The 14421-nt window shown below is 40.5% G+C and carries 15 protein-coding genes; 7 read left to right on the top strand and 8 right to left on the bottom strand.

Annotated features, from left to right (window positions below; all coding sequences use genetic code 11):
- Window positions 1-360 precede the first annotated feature (360 nt).
- Window positions 361-822 (top strand): nuclear transport factor 2 family protein, encoded by a 462-nt coding sequence (locus tag AC59IL_RS38395; RefSeq protein ID WP_496557563.1) that lies wholly within the window; start codon window positions 361-363, stop codon window positions 820-822.
- Between the two features lie 126 nt (window positions 823-948).
- On the opposite strand, the gene AC59IL_RS38390 is transcribed toward AC59IL_RS38395, so the two are convergent.
- Both AC59IL_RS38390 and AC59IL_RS38385 read right to left on the bottom strand, forming a co-directional pair.
- Entirely contained in the window at window positions 949-1419 is a 471-nt protein-coding gene (locus tag AC59IL_RS38390; protein WP_496557562.1) for a sialate O-acetylesterase, read from the bottom strand.
- Between the two features lie 116 nt (window positions 1420-1535).
- Entirely contained in the window at window positions 1536-1919 is a 384-nt protein-coding gene (locus AC59IL_RS38385; protein ID WP_496557561.1) for a hypothetical protein, read from the bottom strand.
- A 507-nt stretch (window positions 1920-2426) separates the two neighbouring features.
- On the opposite strand from AC59IL_RS38385, the gene AC59IL_RS38380 reads away from it, so the two are divergent.
- Entirely contained in the window at window positions 2427-2654 is a 228-nt protein-coding gene (locus AC59IL_RS38380) for a hypothetical protein (protein ID WP_496557560.1), read from the top strand.
- Between the two features lie 341 nt (window positions 2655-2995).
- On the opposite strand, the gene AC59IL_RS38375 is transcribed toward AC59IL_RS38380, so the two are convergent.
- The gene (locus tag AC59IL_RS38375) at window positions 2996-3358 is read right to left on the bottom strand and encodes a DoxX family protein (protein ID WP_496557559.1); all 363 of its coding nucleotides are present in this window, start codon (window positions 3356-3358) and stop codon (window positions 2996-2998) included.
- Window positions 3359-3498: 140 nt separating this feature from the next.
- Between AC59IL_RS38375 and AC59IL_RS38370 the strand changes: the two genes are divergently transcribed.
- From AC59IL_RS38370 to AC59IL_RS38355, 4 genes are all read left to right on the top strand, one after another.
- Entirely contained in the window at window positions 3499-3861 is a 363-nt protein-coding gene (locus tag AC59IL_RS38370; RefSeq protein WP_496557558.1) for a winged helix-turn-helix transcriptional regulator, read from the top strand.
- 433 nt (window positions 3862-4294) lie between these two features.
- Window positions 4295-4594 carry a glycoside hydrolase family 95-like protein gene (locus tag AC59IL_RS38365; RefSeq protein WP_496557557.1) on the top strand — a complete coding sequence of 100 codons (300 nt, stop codon included), beginning with the start codon at window positions 4295-4297 and terminating at the stop codon, window positions 4592-4594.
- A 498-nt stretch (window positions 4595-5092) separates the two neighbouring features.
- Window positions 5093-5497, top strand: coding sequence for a cellulase family glycosylhydrolase (locus AC59IL_RS38360; protein ID WP_496557556.1), 405 nt, complete (start codon window positions 5093-5095; stop codon window positions 5495-5497).
- 147 nt (window positions 5498-5644) lie between these two features.
- Window positions 5645-8833 carry a T9SS type A sorting domain-containing protein gene (locus tag AC59IL_RS38355; protein WP_496557555.1) on the top strand — a complete coding sequence of 1063 codons (3189 nt, stop codon included), beginning with the start codon at window positions 5645-5647 and terminating at the stop codon, window positions 8831-8833.
- Between the two features lie 323 nt (window positions 8834-9156).
- Here AC59IL_RS38355 and AC59IL_RS38350 read toward each other — a convergent pair whose 3' ends face one another.
- Together AC59IL_RS38350 and AC59IL_RS38345 are read right to left on the bottom strand one after the other, a co-directional pair.
- Window positions 9157-9612, bottom strand: a complete 456-nt coding sequence (locus AC59IL_RS38350; RefSeq protein WP_496557554.1) for a hypothetical protein — start codon at window positions 9610-9612, stop codon at window positions 9157-9159.
- A 157-nt stretch (window positions 9613-9769) separates the two neighbouring features.
- Window positions 9770-10081, bottom strand: a complete 312-nt coding sequence (locus tag AC59IL_RS38345) for a hypothetical protein (RefSeq protein WP_496557553.1) — start codon at window positions 10079-10081, stop codon at window positions 9770-9772.
- Between the two features lie 441 nt (window positions 10082-10522).
- Here AC59IL_RS38345 and AC59IL_RS38340 point away from each other — a divergent pair, with 441 nt between their 5' ends.
- On the top strand, window positions 10523-11215 hold the full coding sequence (locus AC59IL_RS38340) for an aspartate/glutamate racemase family protein (protein WP_496557552.1): 693 nt from the start codon (window positions 10523-10525) through the stop codon (window positions 11213-11215).
- Between the two features lie 410 nt (window positions 11216-11625).
- Here the strand turns inward: AC59IL_RS38340 and AC59IL_RS38335 are convergent, their stop codons facing one another.
- From AC59IL_RS38335 to AC59IL_RS38325, 3 genes are all read right to left on the bottom strand, one after another.
- Window positions 11626-12048 (bottom strand): SRPBCC family protein, encoded by a 423-nt coding sequence (locus tag AC59IL_RS38335; protein WP_496557551.1) that lies wholly within the window; start codon window positions 12046-12048, stop codon window positions 11626-11628.
- 105 nt (window positions 12049-12153) lie between these two features.
- Window positions 12154-12666, bottom strand: a complete 513-nt coding sequence (locus AC59IL_RS38330) for a hypothetical protein (RefSeq protein WP_496557550.1) — start codon at window positions 12664-12666, stop codon at window positions 12154-12156.
- 241 nt (window positions 12667-12907) lie between these two features.
- Window positions 12908-13645, bottom strand: a complete 738-nt coding sequence (locus AC59IL_RS38325; RefSeq protein WP_496557549.1) for a hypothetical protein — start codon at window positions 13643-13645, stop codon at window positions 12908-12910.
- Between the last annotated feature and the right edge of the window lie 776 nt (window positions 13646-14421).

The raw sequence follows: 14421 nt of genomic DNA, 5'->3' as shown, positions 1-14421 counted from the left end.
TTTTCAAAATCCCCACCTCACGGACTTTGCACAGCGCGATAGAAATCTGTCCAGTTGTCCCGACTGTTAAGGAAATGTGAAAGCTCGCTTCAGAAGCGGGCTTTCACATTTTATATGATTCTGAGTTCAAGGTTATTTACAAATTCAGTATATCGCTTTGTTGATATCCGATATTCATTAGTTGAGTAGTCTACCGGGGCCCCTGTAATAAGCAATTAATAGAAATAATGACAGGGGCTCGCGCATCACAAACATTTATCTAAAAAGAAATTAAGGCAGATATCATTTATTGAACTTGTTCAATATTTTGGGGCATTCGATGATTGCATCTTTACATCATCAATTTTAAACATTACAAAAATGAACAAGGTATTTCTAAACTCTGTAGTGATAATTGCACTTTTTGCCCTTGGTTTTTCGGCAAACGCACAAACAAAAAGAGACCTGAAGCAAGAAGACGCCAACAAAAAAATGGTGGTTAATTTTTATCAAAAAATATTTGGTGATAAAGATTTTTCGGTAATTGACAAATTTGTTGAAAAAAATTATATACAACACAATCCATCGTTAGCAGATGGTAGAGAAGCCTTAAAAAATGCTGTTACAGTTTGGCTAAAAGACGTTCCGAAAGGAAAAGTCAATTTTCAACATATAGTCGCCGATGGTGACTTAGTTATTTTGCACGTAAAAACTTATGGAGCAACTGGTAAAACAACGGCCATTACCGAAATTTTTAGGGTTAAAAACAATAAGATTGCCGAACATTGGGATGTAATTCAGGAAATGCCTGAAAAATCGGCAAATGCCCATCCCTTATTTTAAAGTCGTTTATCAGAAATTAACTTTTAAAAAAGAGATATTGCTTGCATCCCCAAGAATTGACTTGATCCAAGATATGTATAAAAAAAGGCTCTCATTTTTAGAAGAGCCTTTTTTTATGACTAGGATTTAACAAATAAGTTGTTGATCCTTATCATATAAATTTTTTACCCATTGAAGAGGCTGTTCACCCAAAATAACTCTAAGCGGTGGTTCCCCGGTGTCAGGTGTGATGGTCGTAGGTGTACAGGTAAGAAGCCCCAATACTTCAATCATTTTTTTCGCGTAACGCTTTCCAAACTCTCTATAAGAGGCAGAAGTAAAGTGTGCTGCATCCGCTCCCTGCAGATCAACAGATGAAATAACATATGCATTTGGGATCAGCGAAAGAAGCTTATTTACTTCCACATTGTGAGAACTACAACAGGCACCAGGAGAAGCCAGCAACTCACCTGCAAGGAAAGGCACATCGCCTAACTTAAGATCTGCCTTCAGGTTCTTTACCACAGCTGCCACTTTATTTTTCCATTCAGGATCGTTTGTGTTGGTTTCGCCCTGGTGGAAAATAATCCCTTTAATTACACCTTCTTTTTTGAGCAAGTTTTGCTACTTCAACCAACCGGCCATAAGGATTACCCCATAAGAGGTGATAATATCTTTCATCCATGAAGGCGCTGATTGTACGTATGATGCATAGTTCACTTTATCAAACAGGGCTATACTGCACCCGGCAACTGCCACGGGCACGATCCCGATTTAATACCAGGAAGTTCCCCGACCATTGTTAGCCCAAAGTAGTCTGAGATGCCCAGGCCTGTATTGCAACGTACCAACGGAGAGGTGGCTGTTGTCCATTTTCCAAATGCATGTGGGTGATCGCCAGTACAATCAACGGCACCCATTACTTTAAAACGTTCAACTATCCCAACTTTATCCTGGCTTTCAATTGCACCTGCGCCTTCCGTGTTAGATTGCCCAAATGCCAGGTAAATGTGTAAGTTAGGATCCTGTGCTTGGGTAATTGCGGAATTGACAATCAAAAAAAGGACAATCAAAAGTGAGCGATATGTTTTTCCTTTTACAGGAGAATTTAAATACATAATCAACTAAAATTTTTTGTAAAAACCCTTTCAATTAACGATGACCTTTACAGCTTTCGGGAATTGGTGCACAAATGAAACATTTGCTGATGGCTAACCGGAGTGAAGTCGGTATTAATTGTGTGCAGAAATCTGGTAAAACGAAAAGACCATCCTATGTCTGGGTGCATGCAAATATGTTCTACAAAATGATATTAAACCTGGGAAGGGTAGTGGCAGCAGACGTATTTTCATAACAGCAATCTTTCTTTTAATTAATGCTGTAAAACTACCCCGATGTTCTTTGAGGCGCGATGGCAAGAAATGTTGCAGATGAAGTACAAGAAGTTCCTTGGCCGTGATCTTGTCAATCCGCAATCCCCTGAAACGGGCATACCTGTGTACACTTCGTTCGACCGGCTTGACAAACAAATTTGAACATTGCCCTTCTCTGATTGTAATCGATGTAAGTTAGGGCAACGCATACGTTTTTATTTTCTATATTTAGATTTGTGAACACCCCCCAAAATGAAAGCATTGCTCATACAAAATATAGCCAGCCACATATCTCTCTCGAAAAAAGAACTGGAACAATTCTGCAATCTGTTCCATCATCAAGAGATTAAGAAGAAAGAGTTTCTTTTGCGGGAGGGCGAAGTTTGCAAATTTGAAGCGTTTGTGACAAAGGGGCTGTTTCGTGTTTATCACATCGACAATAATGGTTTTGAGCGAGAGTTGCTCACGTTTGGAAATTAAAAGACAGTAAAATAATCAGCTTTGAGCAGTTTGTAGACAGCCAGCCCGTGAATGATGCAATGAAATAAAATAACTAGGGAAACTATAAAGCAAGATATTAAATTACAATCGTACTGGGTAGTTAAAGCATTCGCTGCTGAAACAAAGCATATGAAAGCAGTTTCAATGTAATTTTCGTGTATATTGGGTCTGCTTTTATACGAATACCTTACTGGCTTTTGAACAATCAATTTTCGCAATTTCTCTTTGATGGGTATGGCTGGAATTGTAATTTGTTTTTGGCTGAATACCTAAAAGCACTAACCAAGACGAAAAACAAAACTGAGGTTATAGCAACATGTTTAGTTGGCATAATTCAGTTTTCTAAAGTAATAGTATGACATGCAGAGTATTGTAAATGGCACAAGCGGTGCAATACCTTTTACAGGGCCATCAACAAGCCAATGTGCCAAACTTGCAGAAAGCAAGAGTATTCCGAAACCAACATAAGCCCATTCTTTAAACATTGCAGGAATAGCAGGAATAAGTATAAGTATTGCACCAACGATTTTGAGAATGTCTAATTCAAGTGCGAAATAGCCTGGATATTCCATTCTGCGAATCGTTTCAATTAAGTATTCACGGGGTGCAAAATAAGAAGGCACCACAATCAAAACCATTGTGATAATGGTAATTGTCCAGTAGATTTTTTTGTCTTTATTCATGAAAATTGATATGTTTTATTTTCGTGCCCAGATGACGCAATTATATTTACTGACAAAACTATGTAAATTTGCTAACCATTGGTAAGTACTAACCAAATGGTTAGCACTTACTTTTTAGTAAGTATTTAATTTTGCTGTATATGAGCGGTTCAAAAACAATCAAATGCGATGCAACAGCTATGCGTGCAATAAAAGATGCAATGGAAGTATTAAACGGATATTGGAAGCTTCCAATTTTGTTTTCTCTGTCAGGCGGTGCAAAGCGCTTTAAGCAAATTGCACGAGAAATTGACGGCATTAGTGATAAAATGCTATCTAAGGAATTGAAAGATTTAGAAATGAATCTCCTTGTCAAACGGACTGTTTACGACACATTTCCACCGACAGTTGAATATGAAGTTACAGAACACGCAAGAACTTTGTATGACGTAATGAAATCGTTGCGTGATTGGGGACTACACCACAGAAAGAAAATAGTAAGACAAAATAACAACAACATCTAACAGATGGTACATTGAATGCAGGTTTCAGAGGTCTTCGACCTGCATACTTGATTTGTTCCTTAAAACGGACCTATGCCAATAAGGTTTATCATGAATGTCGAGGCACTTTGTTGTGCTGCGTTAAAAATAAGAATGATTCCGAAAATACCATACCCAACTGCCATAAAACAGCGTGCAAGCACTGTCAAGGGGCTTTTTGATGCCATTATCAGTCCTATAAACAGTCCCGGTCACTCTTAAAAATCCTTCACAACTTGTCAGGGCTGTTAGAGCAGTCAATATAATGATAAAGATTCTCAATGTTAATTGGTTTGTTTTTTTATACCAGAGACTATTTACTTAGATATACAAAAGATGCATACACAGGTCTCGTGCTTGAAAATATAGAGTATCGTAAGAATGAATTGCACCAGATTTTGACTGATGGAGCAAAGTGATTGTTCCCATTTTATATAGAATACGGGAAAGTGAAATTTTCGGGCTGCCACCGGCATGGAAAGAAGGGGAGGTAAAAGGACTGAAAGCCCGGGGCGGCCTTACGGTAGATATACAATGGACAGAAGGGAAGCTGAGCAAAGCTACGATCACGGCCGCCACAGATGGAGTGTGCCGGAACAGGAACAACAGGCCATTCCTGGTGAATGGAGCCAGGGCAAAACAGGAAGTTGATGATTTCGTGCTTTCAGTAAAAATGAAGAGAGGGCAGCGATACAGTATTCGACCGCTGAAATGACCTCAGGCCAAAAATTTTATCAAAGTGATAATCTGCAACATTTTTTGCCATAGTCTGCAACATTTGAGCACCTTGCTTCAAAGAATCACCGGGTAGTTTTACAGCATCAATTAAGAGAAAGATTGCTGTTATGAAAATACCATTGCTGCCATTAAACCTCTGGGGTTTATCCCTATGTAATGTCATTTTGTGGAACATCTTACCGCGCACCCAAACAAAGGATCGCTCTTTTCGCTTTGCCAATTTTCTCCACACAATTAGTACTTCCGGTGAAACGATGTTCCCGGGCATAAAACGTAATCAACTTCTTCTTTCTATCCGAACTGCAAGGCTCTTCTAACCGATGGACTGACGCGTTTCTGCATTTATTATGTACTCGAAAATATGAAATCATCCAAAACGACTGGCTCGGAAAAAAAGAAAATCAACATGGTCAAATTAGTGGGGTTTCTAATAGCGGCAAGTTCTAATGAAACGGGTTCTACTCGCTCTATAGTCTTGAACATAAACGCTGAAAACGGACAGGCAAGAAGAGTAACGACGGCCACTCGCCTGATGGTTGAAATACATAACTATACGCCCGCACAGTTTTGTTTCCTGAGTGAAGATGCGAGGTGGGGTAAAATGTTTTACTACTGGGGCAGCGGCCATCATTCAACCATAGAGCCTGATCGTAATGCTACATGGGGAGAAGAAGATAGCCACATTACTGACTTCAATAACATAAAAACAAAATTTGTTGATAAAGGAATTCCGGTTTTGATGGGTGAGTATGGCGCTTACAGGCGTGATGGTTCCGCTCATGTTCCCCAGGATCTGCCCACACTCGAGGCTGCGGTAGATTACTGGATAACCTTCGTAACTAAACAGGCATTGGCGCACGGTGTAAAACCTTTCTGGTAGGATACAGGCGGCGCCGTAGACAGGCGGAATAACACAGTAAAAGATCAACGCACAATTGATGCGTTGTTAGCCGGTGGTAATTAAAAGTGAAACGGAGTTAAGTTATGAATCAATTATAAACAACATTTACAATTAAAAACCACGTTTATGACAAAGACGAACGATTGCAGCTTTTTTTATTGTCCGCCACGATTTATAGTGGCTTTTTTGCTGATTCTTTTTTGCTTTTCACAAACAAAACTAATTGCGCAAACATTTGGGAATGTAGCCTTTGGCGGAGGCGGTTTTATAACAGGGATCGTACATCATCCAACTTCAGGTGATGTTTACTGTCGCACCGATGTTGGAGGCGCTTACCGTTGGGATGCCACAAATTCAAAATGGATTCCTTTGCTCGATTGGAATTCTGAGGATGAATTAACCTACCAGGGAGTGGAATCTCTGGCGTTGGATCCTCAGAATGCAAATAATCTATATCTATTTTGCGGGACTGATTACTTTAACGGTGGGAAAACAGCAATTTTAAAATCCACAGATAAGGGAAATACATTTTCCGTAGTGGAGGTAACTTCACAATTTAAGACTCACGGAAATTCTTTGGGAAGGGGTAATGGCGAACGTCTGGCTGTGGATCCCAATAACAGTAACATCCTTTTTTGCGGAACACAATCAAATGGTTTGTTTAAAAGTACCAACGGAGGAGCCAGCTGGACACTGGCCTGGAACGGAGTAACAACTACCAGTAACGGAAACGGGATCTGCTTTGTAGTGTTTGATCCTTCCAGTGTTTCGGGAGGAGTTACCAAAACTATCTATATAGGAGTTTCCCGCACGGGAGCCGGTAACATATACAAAAGTACCGATGGTGGTAACACTTTCACTGCCATTCAGCCTGATAATGCATTTATGCCACACAGAGCTGTTTTATCTTCTGATAATTCTACTTTATATGTAACAATGGCGGATTCTGAGGGTCCCTCGAACGGCACCAGCGGAAGAGTTTACAAACTTGCAACTGCTACCGGAACCTGGACCAACATTACTCCAAATGGGAATAATTACCCTTATGGAGGAGTAAGTGTTGATCCGACAAATAAAAACAGGGTTATTGTTTCGACGGTTAACGTCTGGAATAATAACGAGTTTGGCGACACATGGGGGGATTTTATTTTCTTATCTACCGATGGAGGAAGTACCTGGACCTCAAAGTTGACGTCCTCAAGCACCCTGAACACCAATGGCATTGGCTGGATCGCTCCCTATGGGGTACATTGGGCAGATTGCATTGACTTTGATCCGTCGAATACGGCAAAAGTAAGGGTTATGTCGGGGAATGGACTGTTTACCTGCGATGATGTCAATGCATCCAACCCTTCCTGGAAATTTGATGTAAAAGGACTGGAGGAAACGGTACCTCTTGACGCTATAAGCATTCCCGGTGGTCCTCTCATAACCGGAGTAGGAGACCAGGCCGGAGCGTTGTACACTGATATCTATGCCTATCCGACCAGGAATATGACTCCGGCTGCCAGTTCCAACAGTGGCCTGGCATATGCCGCGAACAACACCAGTAAAGTGGTGAGGGTTACAGATAAAATATATTACTCTACCGATCAGGGAGCAACCTTCCCAACATCGGCTACTATTAATGGTTCCTATGGGAAAGTCGCATTGTCGGCAGATGGGAATACAACACTGCATTGTCCTGCCGGCTCAAGTACCACTTATTATTCAACCGATAATGGAACAACGTGGACAAGTACAGGAGTTACTAATGTGCAGGATGCTCATCCAATAGCAGATTACGTTAATGCCAATAAATTCTATATTTATAATCCTGGTAGCGGACAGCTTTTAGTAAGTACCAATAAAGGTGTAAGTTTTACAGCTTCTTCATCTAATCCTGGCTCAGGTGGTTCAATTCGGGCAAGGGCTGTTCCCGGTAATGAGGGACATGTATGGGTAGCGTTGGCGAATGGATTAACCTATACTACAAATAATGGAACCTCATGGACAACTGTTCCCAATGTTACTTATTGCAAAGCTGTTGGATTTGGTAAAGCTGCAACTGGAGCTACTTATCCCACTGTCTACATTTGGGGAACTGTTAGCGGAGTTAAAGGTATGTTCCGTTCTACAGATCAGGGCGCTTCCTGGACACGAATAAATGACGATGCGCATGAGTGGGGAGGCGTGGGGAACGGTAATTTTGTAATGGGAGATATGAACGTATTCGGACGTGCATATATGAGTACAGTAGGACGGGGCCTGGTTGTTGTCGAATCAGGAGGTTGTACGCCTACTGCCATCACTCCATACGTTCAGATTAATGGTGGTTCATGGCAACAAACTGCAACAGCTAATGTGGCACAGGGAGGCTCGGTGATGTTTGGCCCACAACCTGTAACAGGAGGATCATGGAGCTGGAGCGGGCCGAATAATTTTAGTGCTACCACCCGTGAAGTATACATTGGGAATATCCAGGCCAACCAGGCAGGAAACTATGTGACTACCTACACCAATAGCGCGGGATGCCAAAGTACACAGACCTTTAACGTTGCAGTTACCGGCTCCATACTCAGAGAATACTGGACCGGAATCAGCGGAACTGCTATTAGCAACCTGACATCCAGTGCCAATTATCCAAACAATCCTACCGGCAGCGGGCAGCTCACCAGCCTCGAAGGCCCCACAAACTGGGCAGATAACTATGGAACCAGGATCCGCGGCTATATCTATCCTCCTGCAACCGGAAGCTACACTTTCTGGGTAGCCGGAGATGATAATACCGATCTATACCTGAGCACCAACGACAACGCGGCTAATGCCTCAAGAATAGCTTACGTGAGCGGATGGACGAACTCGAGAGAATGGAATAAGTACAGCACACAACAGTCCGCTACCATTAACCTGGTTGCCGGGCAGAAGTACTACATTGAAGTCCTTCACAAGGAAGCTACCGGTGGAGATAATGTAGCTGTAGCCTGGCAGGGCCCGGGCATAACACAACAGGTAATCGCCGGAAACTATCTCTCTCCGTTCATTCCGGGAGCAGGCGCCCGGATGGTTACCGGAGTATCATCGCAAGTCAATATTAATGAGAATGCTTTTAGCCTATATCCGAACCCCAGCAGTGGAGGACGGTTTACGATCCTTCTTCCGGAAATTTCCGAAAATACAGTCGTAACAGTTTATGATAACCTGGGCAGAAAGCTTTACGAAAAGAACGCGCAGGGTAATAAGATAGAGATCAATTCGAAGCTTAAGACAGGGATCTACATCGTTAGAGTAAATTCGAAAGCAGGCAGTTTCACTAAGAAGCTCATCGTTAAATAAACAAATTTCTCACCAGTCATTGGGAATGCTTCGCTGGAAGCATTCCCAATTTTTTTAAATCATGATAGTTTTCAAAATGAGTTTTAAAAAAACGATTCTTTTTTTTTAATTCTTCCATGTTTGTTGGTTTTGTACTGTGTGCTACCGAATAGCCAGTTGTCCCGAAATCGATTAAAGTTTTTTGTTGAGAATATATTATGTTGCTTAATTATCAGCATCAAGCCCTAACTGTAGTCGATTAGATAAACTAAAGTGCAAATTTATTCTGTTGTTCACTTTCGTAGCTGTTTCAGGTCATTTACATTTCTTCAAGACACTATTTCTTACCATCCAGGCCCAAGTCTTTCATTCGGTTCTGGTTCTATTACGTTCATATGATTTAACAGCATTGGATCTTCGCCATTCTTGATTCTTTTATGCATATCCAATAAAGTGGTCAAGAGGAGATCAATTTCTTCGTTTTGATTTTCATTCCGTATTTTCAATTTGGTTAACGCCTTTTGCGTCGCCAGCCAGAAATATTCACGATTTTTTGGTGCAAAGGTTCTTAAATCAATATTGAACATAATATTTTCATTCCATCTAATGAAACCACCAAATCCGTTATACTCATCTCCCTTTTCTTCTCGAAAGACAAATTTTTCCAGATATTCATAAAATTCTTCTGCACCATTAATTTCTTTTAGTTCATTAGTTATAAGCTCTAACATATAGGCCATTCCTGTCCATCTTCGAGCGAAGCCACGGCCATCTTCAAGTGTCCAAAATGTTGATGCCATAGTAATTTAATTGTGTCCTAACTTTGAATGTCGTTTGCATATTTCTCAGTGCTCCAGTGGTAAGTTATTTTTTACCTACCATTCGAATACCAGAGTTTACGAGTGAATTAAAATAAAACTCAAGAAAAGTAATTTCACTGGATGTCTCACAAAATAGTCAGTTAGTTAGTTTAAAAAGTGTTACAGCCAATTTCTTTGTTTCATTGATCATTTCATTATCATCTATCCCAATGGGTAACTGATTATGAAAAGTCGCATCTTTAATTCTGGTCCACACTCCTAAATATACAAGTTGTACTAAAGCCCGGTCTGTTGTCAGGTCATTATTTTCATTAGCGATTTCTAATGCCCGATTAATAAGTGGATACCACTTATTCTCAGACAAGAATGCTCTAACTTCACCAAAATTAAAATTTAGATGTCCATCATTGCATTCTTGGATAGCTTGATTTAGGTCATGAACTGTCATACTAAAATAGCTTGGCTTTATCAGTTAAAGACTTAAAAACATATAAAGAGAAGGTATTTTTGTGCTGCTTGGTCGAGTTTTGCCATTTTGGCATGAAATTAAAACGGTCAATTCTATGCTTATCAAGTCCCCATGAAGCTTACAAAATCCCCTAAAACCTTTAAATCCCTCATTAACAGGTTCGACTTGTCCAGTTGTACCGACCCAAATTTACGAGGGCCTTCAAGTCGTTGGATTTGAAGGCCCTTTTTAGTTCGAAATATTCTTGTTAAAAATGTATTTTCAAGGATTATGGATCAAGTGAAAAAGTTGGGGAAACCTTCCCCTTTGTCAAGTTTGTCGGCGGCCCACCTTTTCAGATTTTTACTACGACGATGTCGAGAGGCTAGGTTGTTTATTTTGAGCCGGGAAGTTAAAAGAGTTTAAGTAAATAAAAGGGAAATGAAAACCATCGGTATCATTGGCGGCTTGAGTCCAGAGTCTACTGTAGTTTATTACAAGGCACTTAATGAGGGCATCCGCGACCGCACTAATCGCCAACATCAAGCCAAAATAATTATTTTCTCAGTTGATGGCGGGGAAATTTGGCAACTACGTCAAAATGTAAACTGGGATGCACAAGGAAAGATTGTCGTCGATGCAGCTCTTGCCTTAGAAAAAGCAGGCGCAGACTTCATCTTATTAGCCGGAAATACCATGCATCGTGTAGCTGATAAAATAGTGGCTAGCCTTACACGTCCTTTCTTACATTTAATTGATTCAACCGCGCAAAGAATAAAAATGGCCGGCATAAACAGAATTGGGCTGACTGGGACAAGTTATACTATGTCTGAAAAATTCTATATTGAACGTCTTGCTCAACACGGCATAACAACAATCGTCCCAGATGCATTCGACTGCGCGACGATGGACAGGATAATCTACGAGGAACTAATCTGGGGAACTGTGACACTTCAATCAAAGATTGAATACACCAATATTATCAATAGACTCATAGATTCCGGCGCACAGGGGGTGGTACTTGGGTGCACAGAGCTTACGTTATTCATGCCGTTGGATTGCGAAACTGTACTCTTCGACACAACTCGAATCCATATTGAAGATGCGTTAAACATGGCCCTGATGGAAGGTTAAAGTCGAGACCCCGGCCCCTAGTGACATCCGGTGTTTGTTTAACAGACACTCAGTAAAATACCAATTTAACGACGTAAGTGTTAAGCACTTAGTTCAGCAACCAAATGCAGATCGGCTAAGAAACGGTTCGAGAAACGTCCAGTCCGCAAAAAATTGAGAAAGCCTTCAAGTCGTTGGATTTGAAGGCTTTTTCTTGTTCGAATGATTTTCACGTGGTTAACCACTTTTTGAATTAAACTTTGACTATCAAATAATTAGTGGGTTCGAAGTACTTTAATAATTAGTATTTGGCAGGGATCGTTCTAAATTGTAGGCACCGTTGAAGCAATTGGTATTCTGTGATCCGTCAGCCCGGTACAAAAGCCCAATAGAATTACTGCAGTTGAATATTTTTCGGTTCGTTGTTTTGTCTATGTCGTCTCAATAATGTTTTTGAATGATTGTAAAATTGGGTTTTCTTCGCCTTGTGGTTCTTCTTGAACAGCGTTTGGTCTATTGTCTTCTTGTATAATTTCAAGTTTTGTTTGACCATTTTCTGCTGTCAAAACATAGTTCATAATAAAATAATTTTCGGGCTTGTCTTCAAGGTCGGGCCTTGGTGCAAACAAGCTATATTTTATAAATTCATTTGGTCTGACTTCTAAAACGTTACCCCATTGTTTAAAAATTTGACCATCCCATTCTGTTACGAATTCTATGCTACTGCCAACTTCCCAAGTTGTAATTAAGTCGCTACCGAATTGCCAAAGTTTTACTTTTTCTGGTTTTGTCAAGGTATCCCAAACTTTGTCAAGAGAAGCATTTAATTTTATTGTTGAAATGTTTATTGCCATATTTATATTTTTTTCGTTTATCAGCTATGTTTAGAAGTTTGTTTGTTTTGATATGAATGCCGTCATTTTTTTCTGAATGTTTCGGTTAAGCGGTGTTGTTTTCCGTCACTTTACCGCTACTTGCTTTTTCAGTGGTTTGCCTTCTTTCTCGTTGGGGTCTATGTCCCAATAGTAAACCTTGCCATTTTCAGTAAACACTTTCTTTTTCAAGTCTGCGGCAGTGAATGGGTCGCAATAAGTCGGAACTAAAAACATGGGAATAAGCTTTTTCCATTCACCTGATTTATAGCTGTAAGTTGTCCACATGTAAGTGCAACCGTTTTCTGGGGCTTGGAAAACAGATATTTCTGTCGCCTTGTCTTTATTCAAGTCACCTTCGTTAATCAGGTAAACATCACAACAACCAAGTCGCATAGGTGGAATGGTTTTGTCGGAAAAAAACAATGTCCAACCTTTCGCTTTTGTTTTGGCACTCATGGTTTGCTTTACAAAAGCTGTTTCCATCTTACCGTCTCCATTAAAATCGCCTCTGATACGCTGACCTACAATTAAAGATTTCTGTGAAAAACAAAGTGTCACGCAAAGAGCTGCGAATGTAGTTAAAAGGAAGTGTCTCATCTCAGTCTTGATTGTAGAATACGGCTTTTCAAATAATTACATAACGTTGGACGGCTTTGTGCAGGTTGGGAACTCTTTGTTGCATCTGCCCATAACCGCTGTTCAATTTATTAATTAAAGTTCATTGTTTGTTCTATTGCTGAATGTTATTCGTCACGACTGAAGCTACTGCTAATAATAGCACATAGCTGATGATATGACGTGGTGCCCCACTCGCACAAAACCGATGTAAGCTGCAGTTTTAGTCCCACCACTTAGCATCTTCAACTTGTTGTGCTTTCTTCGCAGTGTCGCTGTCCGCACTATATGCAGCAACAAATGTCTCCCAACCATTTTTGATGTATTTCTGATTAATAGAAACGTCACCCGCACCGTTGTCCAAGTCTTTGCAGTCAGGCATTCTAAAGTCTCCCCAATTACATTTTTTGCTTTTCCCTGTCTTGTAACTTGTCCATGTTGCTTTACATTGATTGTTATGGAAGCCGTCAGCCACAAGCATTAAAGCATCGTAGTGAAGTTTACCTGTCTTGTCAAGATAAAAGTCACTTGTCAGTGTTCCTTTAATTACACCGCTTGATGCATGTGTGCTGTCTTCATAAAAAATAACTTCGCAGATAACAGAACCTTGTTTATATCTGGGGTCGTCACTTTCTTTATAAAGCATTGTTTTCTTAACGGTAATTGTCCCGTTGAAGCTGCAAACATTGTCTTTGACTTTTGTCTTGCCGTAAACCTTGTACTGATAAGGGCTTTCCTTGCTTTTTGATACCGTAATGTAATGAATGTAGAAGCGCTGGTAATTGTCACCTATGTAACCAAGCGGCTCTGGAAATGGAATTTTGTCTCCGTCACCTTCTGCTAGTATGCTGTCAGCACGCCACAATTTGCTTAGGTCGTAGTTCTTGATTGAAGAAAAATAGTCAACCGACTTTGCTGTTTGAGCACTAGCAGCAAGTGTCAAACTAAAATTCAATGTCACGATTATATATTTGAACGCTGTCGTCATAAAAATTGCATCTTACAATATATTAGCGCTATTATACGCTACTTTTGGCAAAAACCATTTTTTCAAATAATTATTTTTAATCTACTTAACAAAAAACGCGGTTCTTACCGGGTACCGCAAATACTACTCAGGTTTAGTTTAGATCATCCAGTGGACTTTAGTAAATCTTTCTTTGAAATAGTCTTTTTGTTCGAACATAATCCCCATCACCAACACACATGTCTTTTTCATATTGATGTTTGAATCTTTGTCAAATACCCATTGCAAAAATTTACTATTTTATTAAGATCCTCCGCAAACCGGTTCGAAAGTTGTAACCTACAGCCCGCAGAAACAAAACAAGTGCTCCCGATAGGGGGCATTTTGCATTTTGGGAGGGTGGCGAGCTTGCTCGCCAAGCCTGACAAATGGAAAATGCCAGGCGTGATAGCGTCAGCACTTGTTTCGTTTTGACGCGCCCTTCTTGAGCGTCCAACAGTTCACGATGCACTTTGAATAACTCGTCCTGGGCCTTTTTCATAATGTCACCCCTCACGATATATCCGACATTGTCTGTCGAAATACCCGTGAGATGGGGGTAAGTTGTGAGCAGGTCTTCCTCGTTTCTTTGTTTGTCCGGTTGTCCACAGAGATAGCCGCAATAAGGGCGGTGTCATTGGGGTCAACTTCTTGAATGGAGTAACGCAGGAAGAATTTCTCAACTCTTACATCCAAGATCGAAGAACGTTGGTCGTGAGTTTTCTAAAGGT

The organism is Niastella sp. sgz303648 (assembly GCF_059587045.1).
Note: the sequence above shows the minus strand (reverse complement) of the source record. Positions and strands in the feature narration are given on the sequence as shown.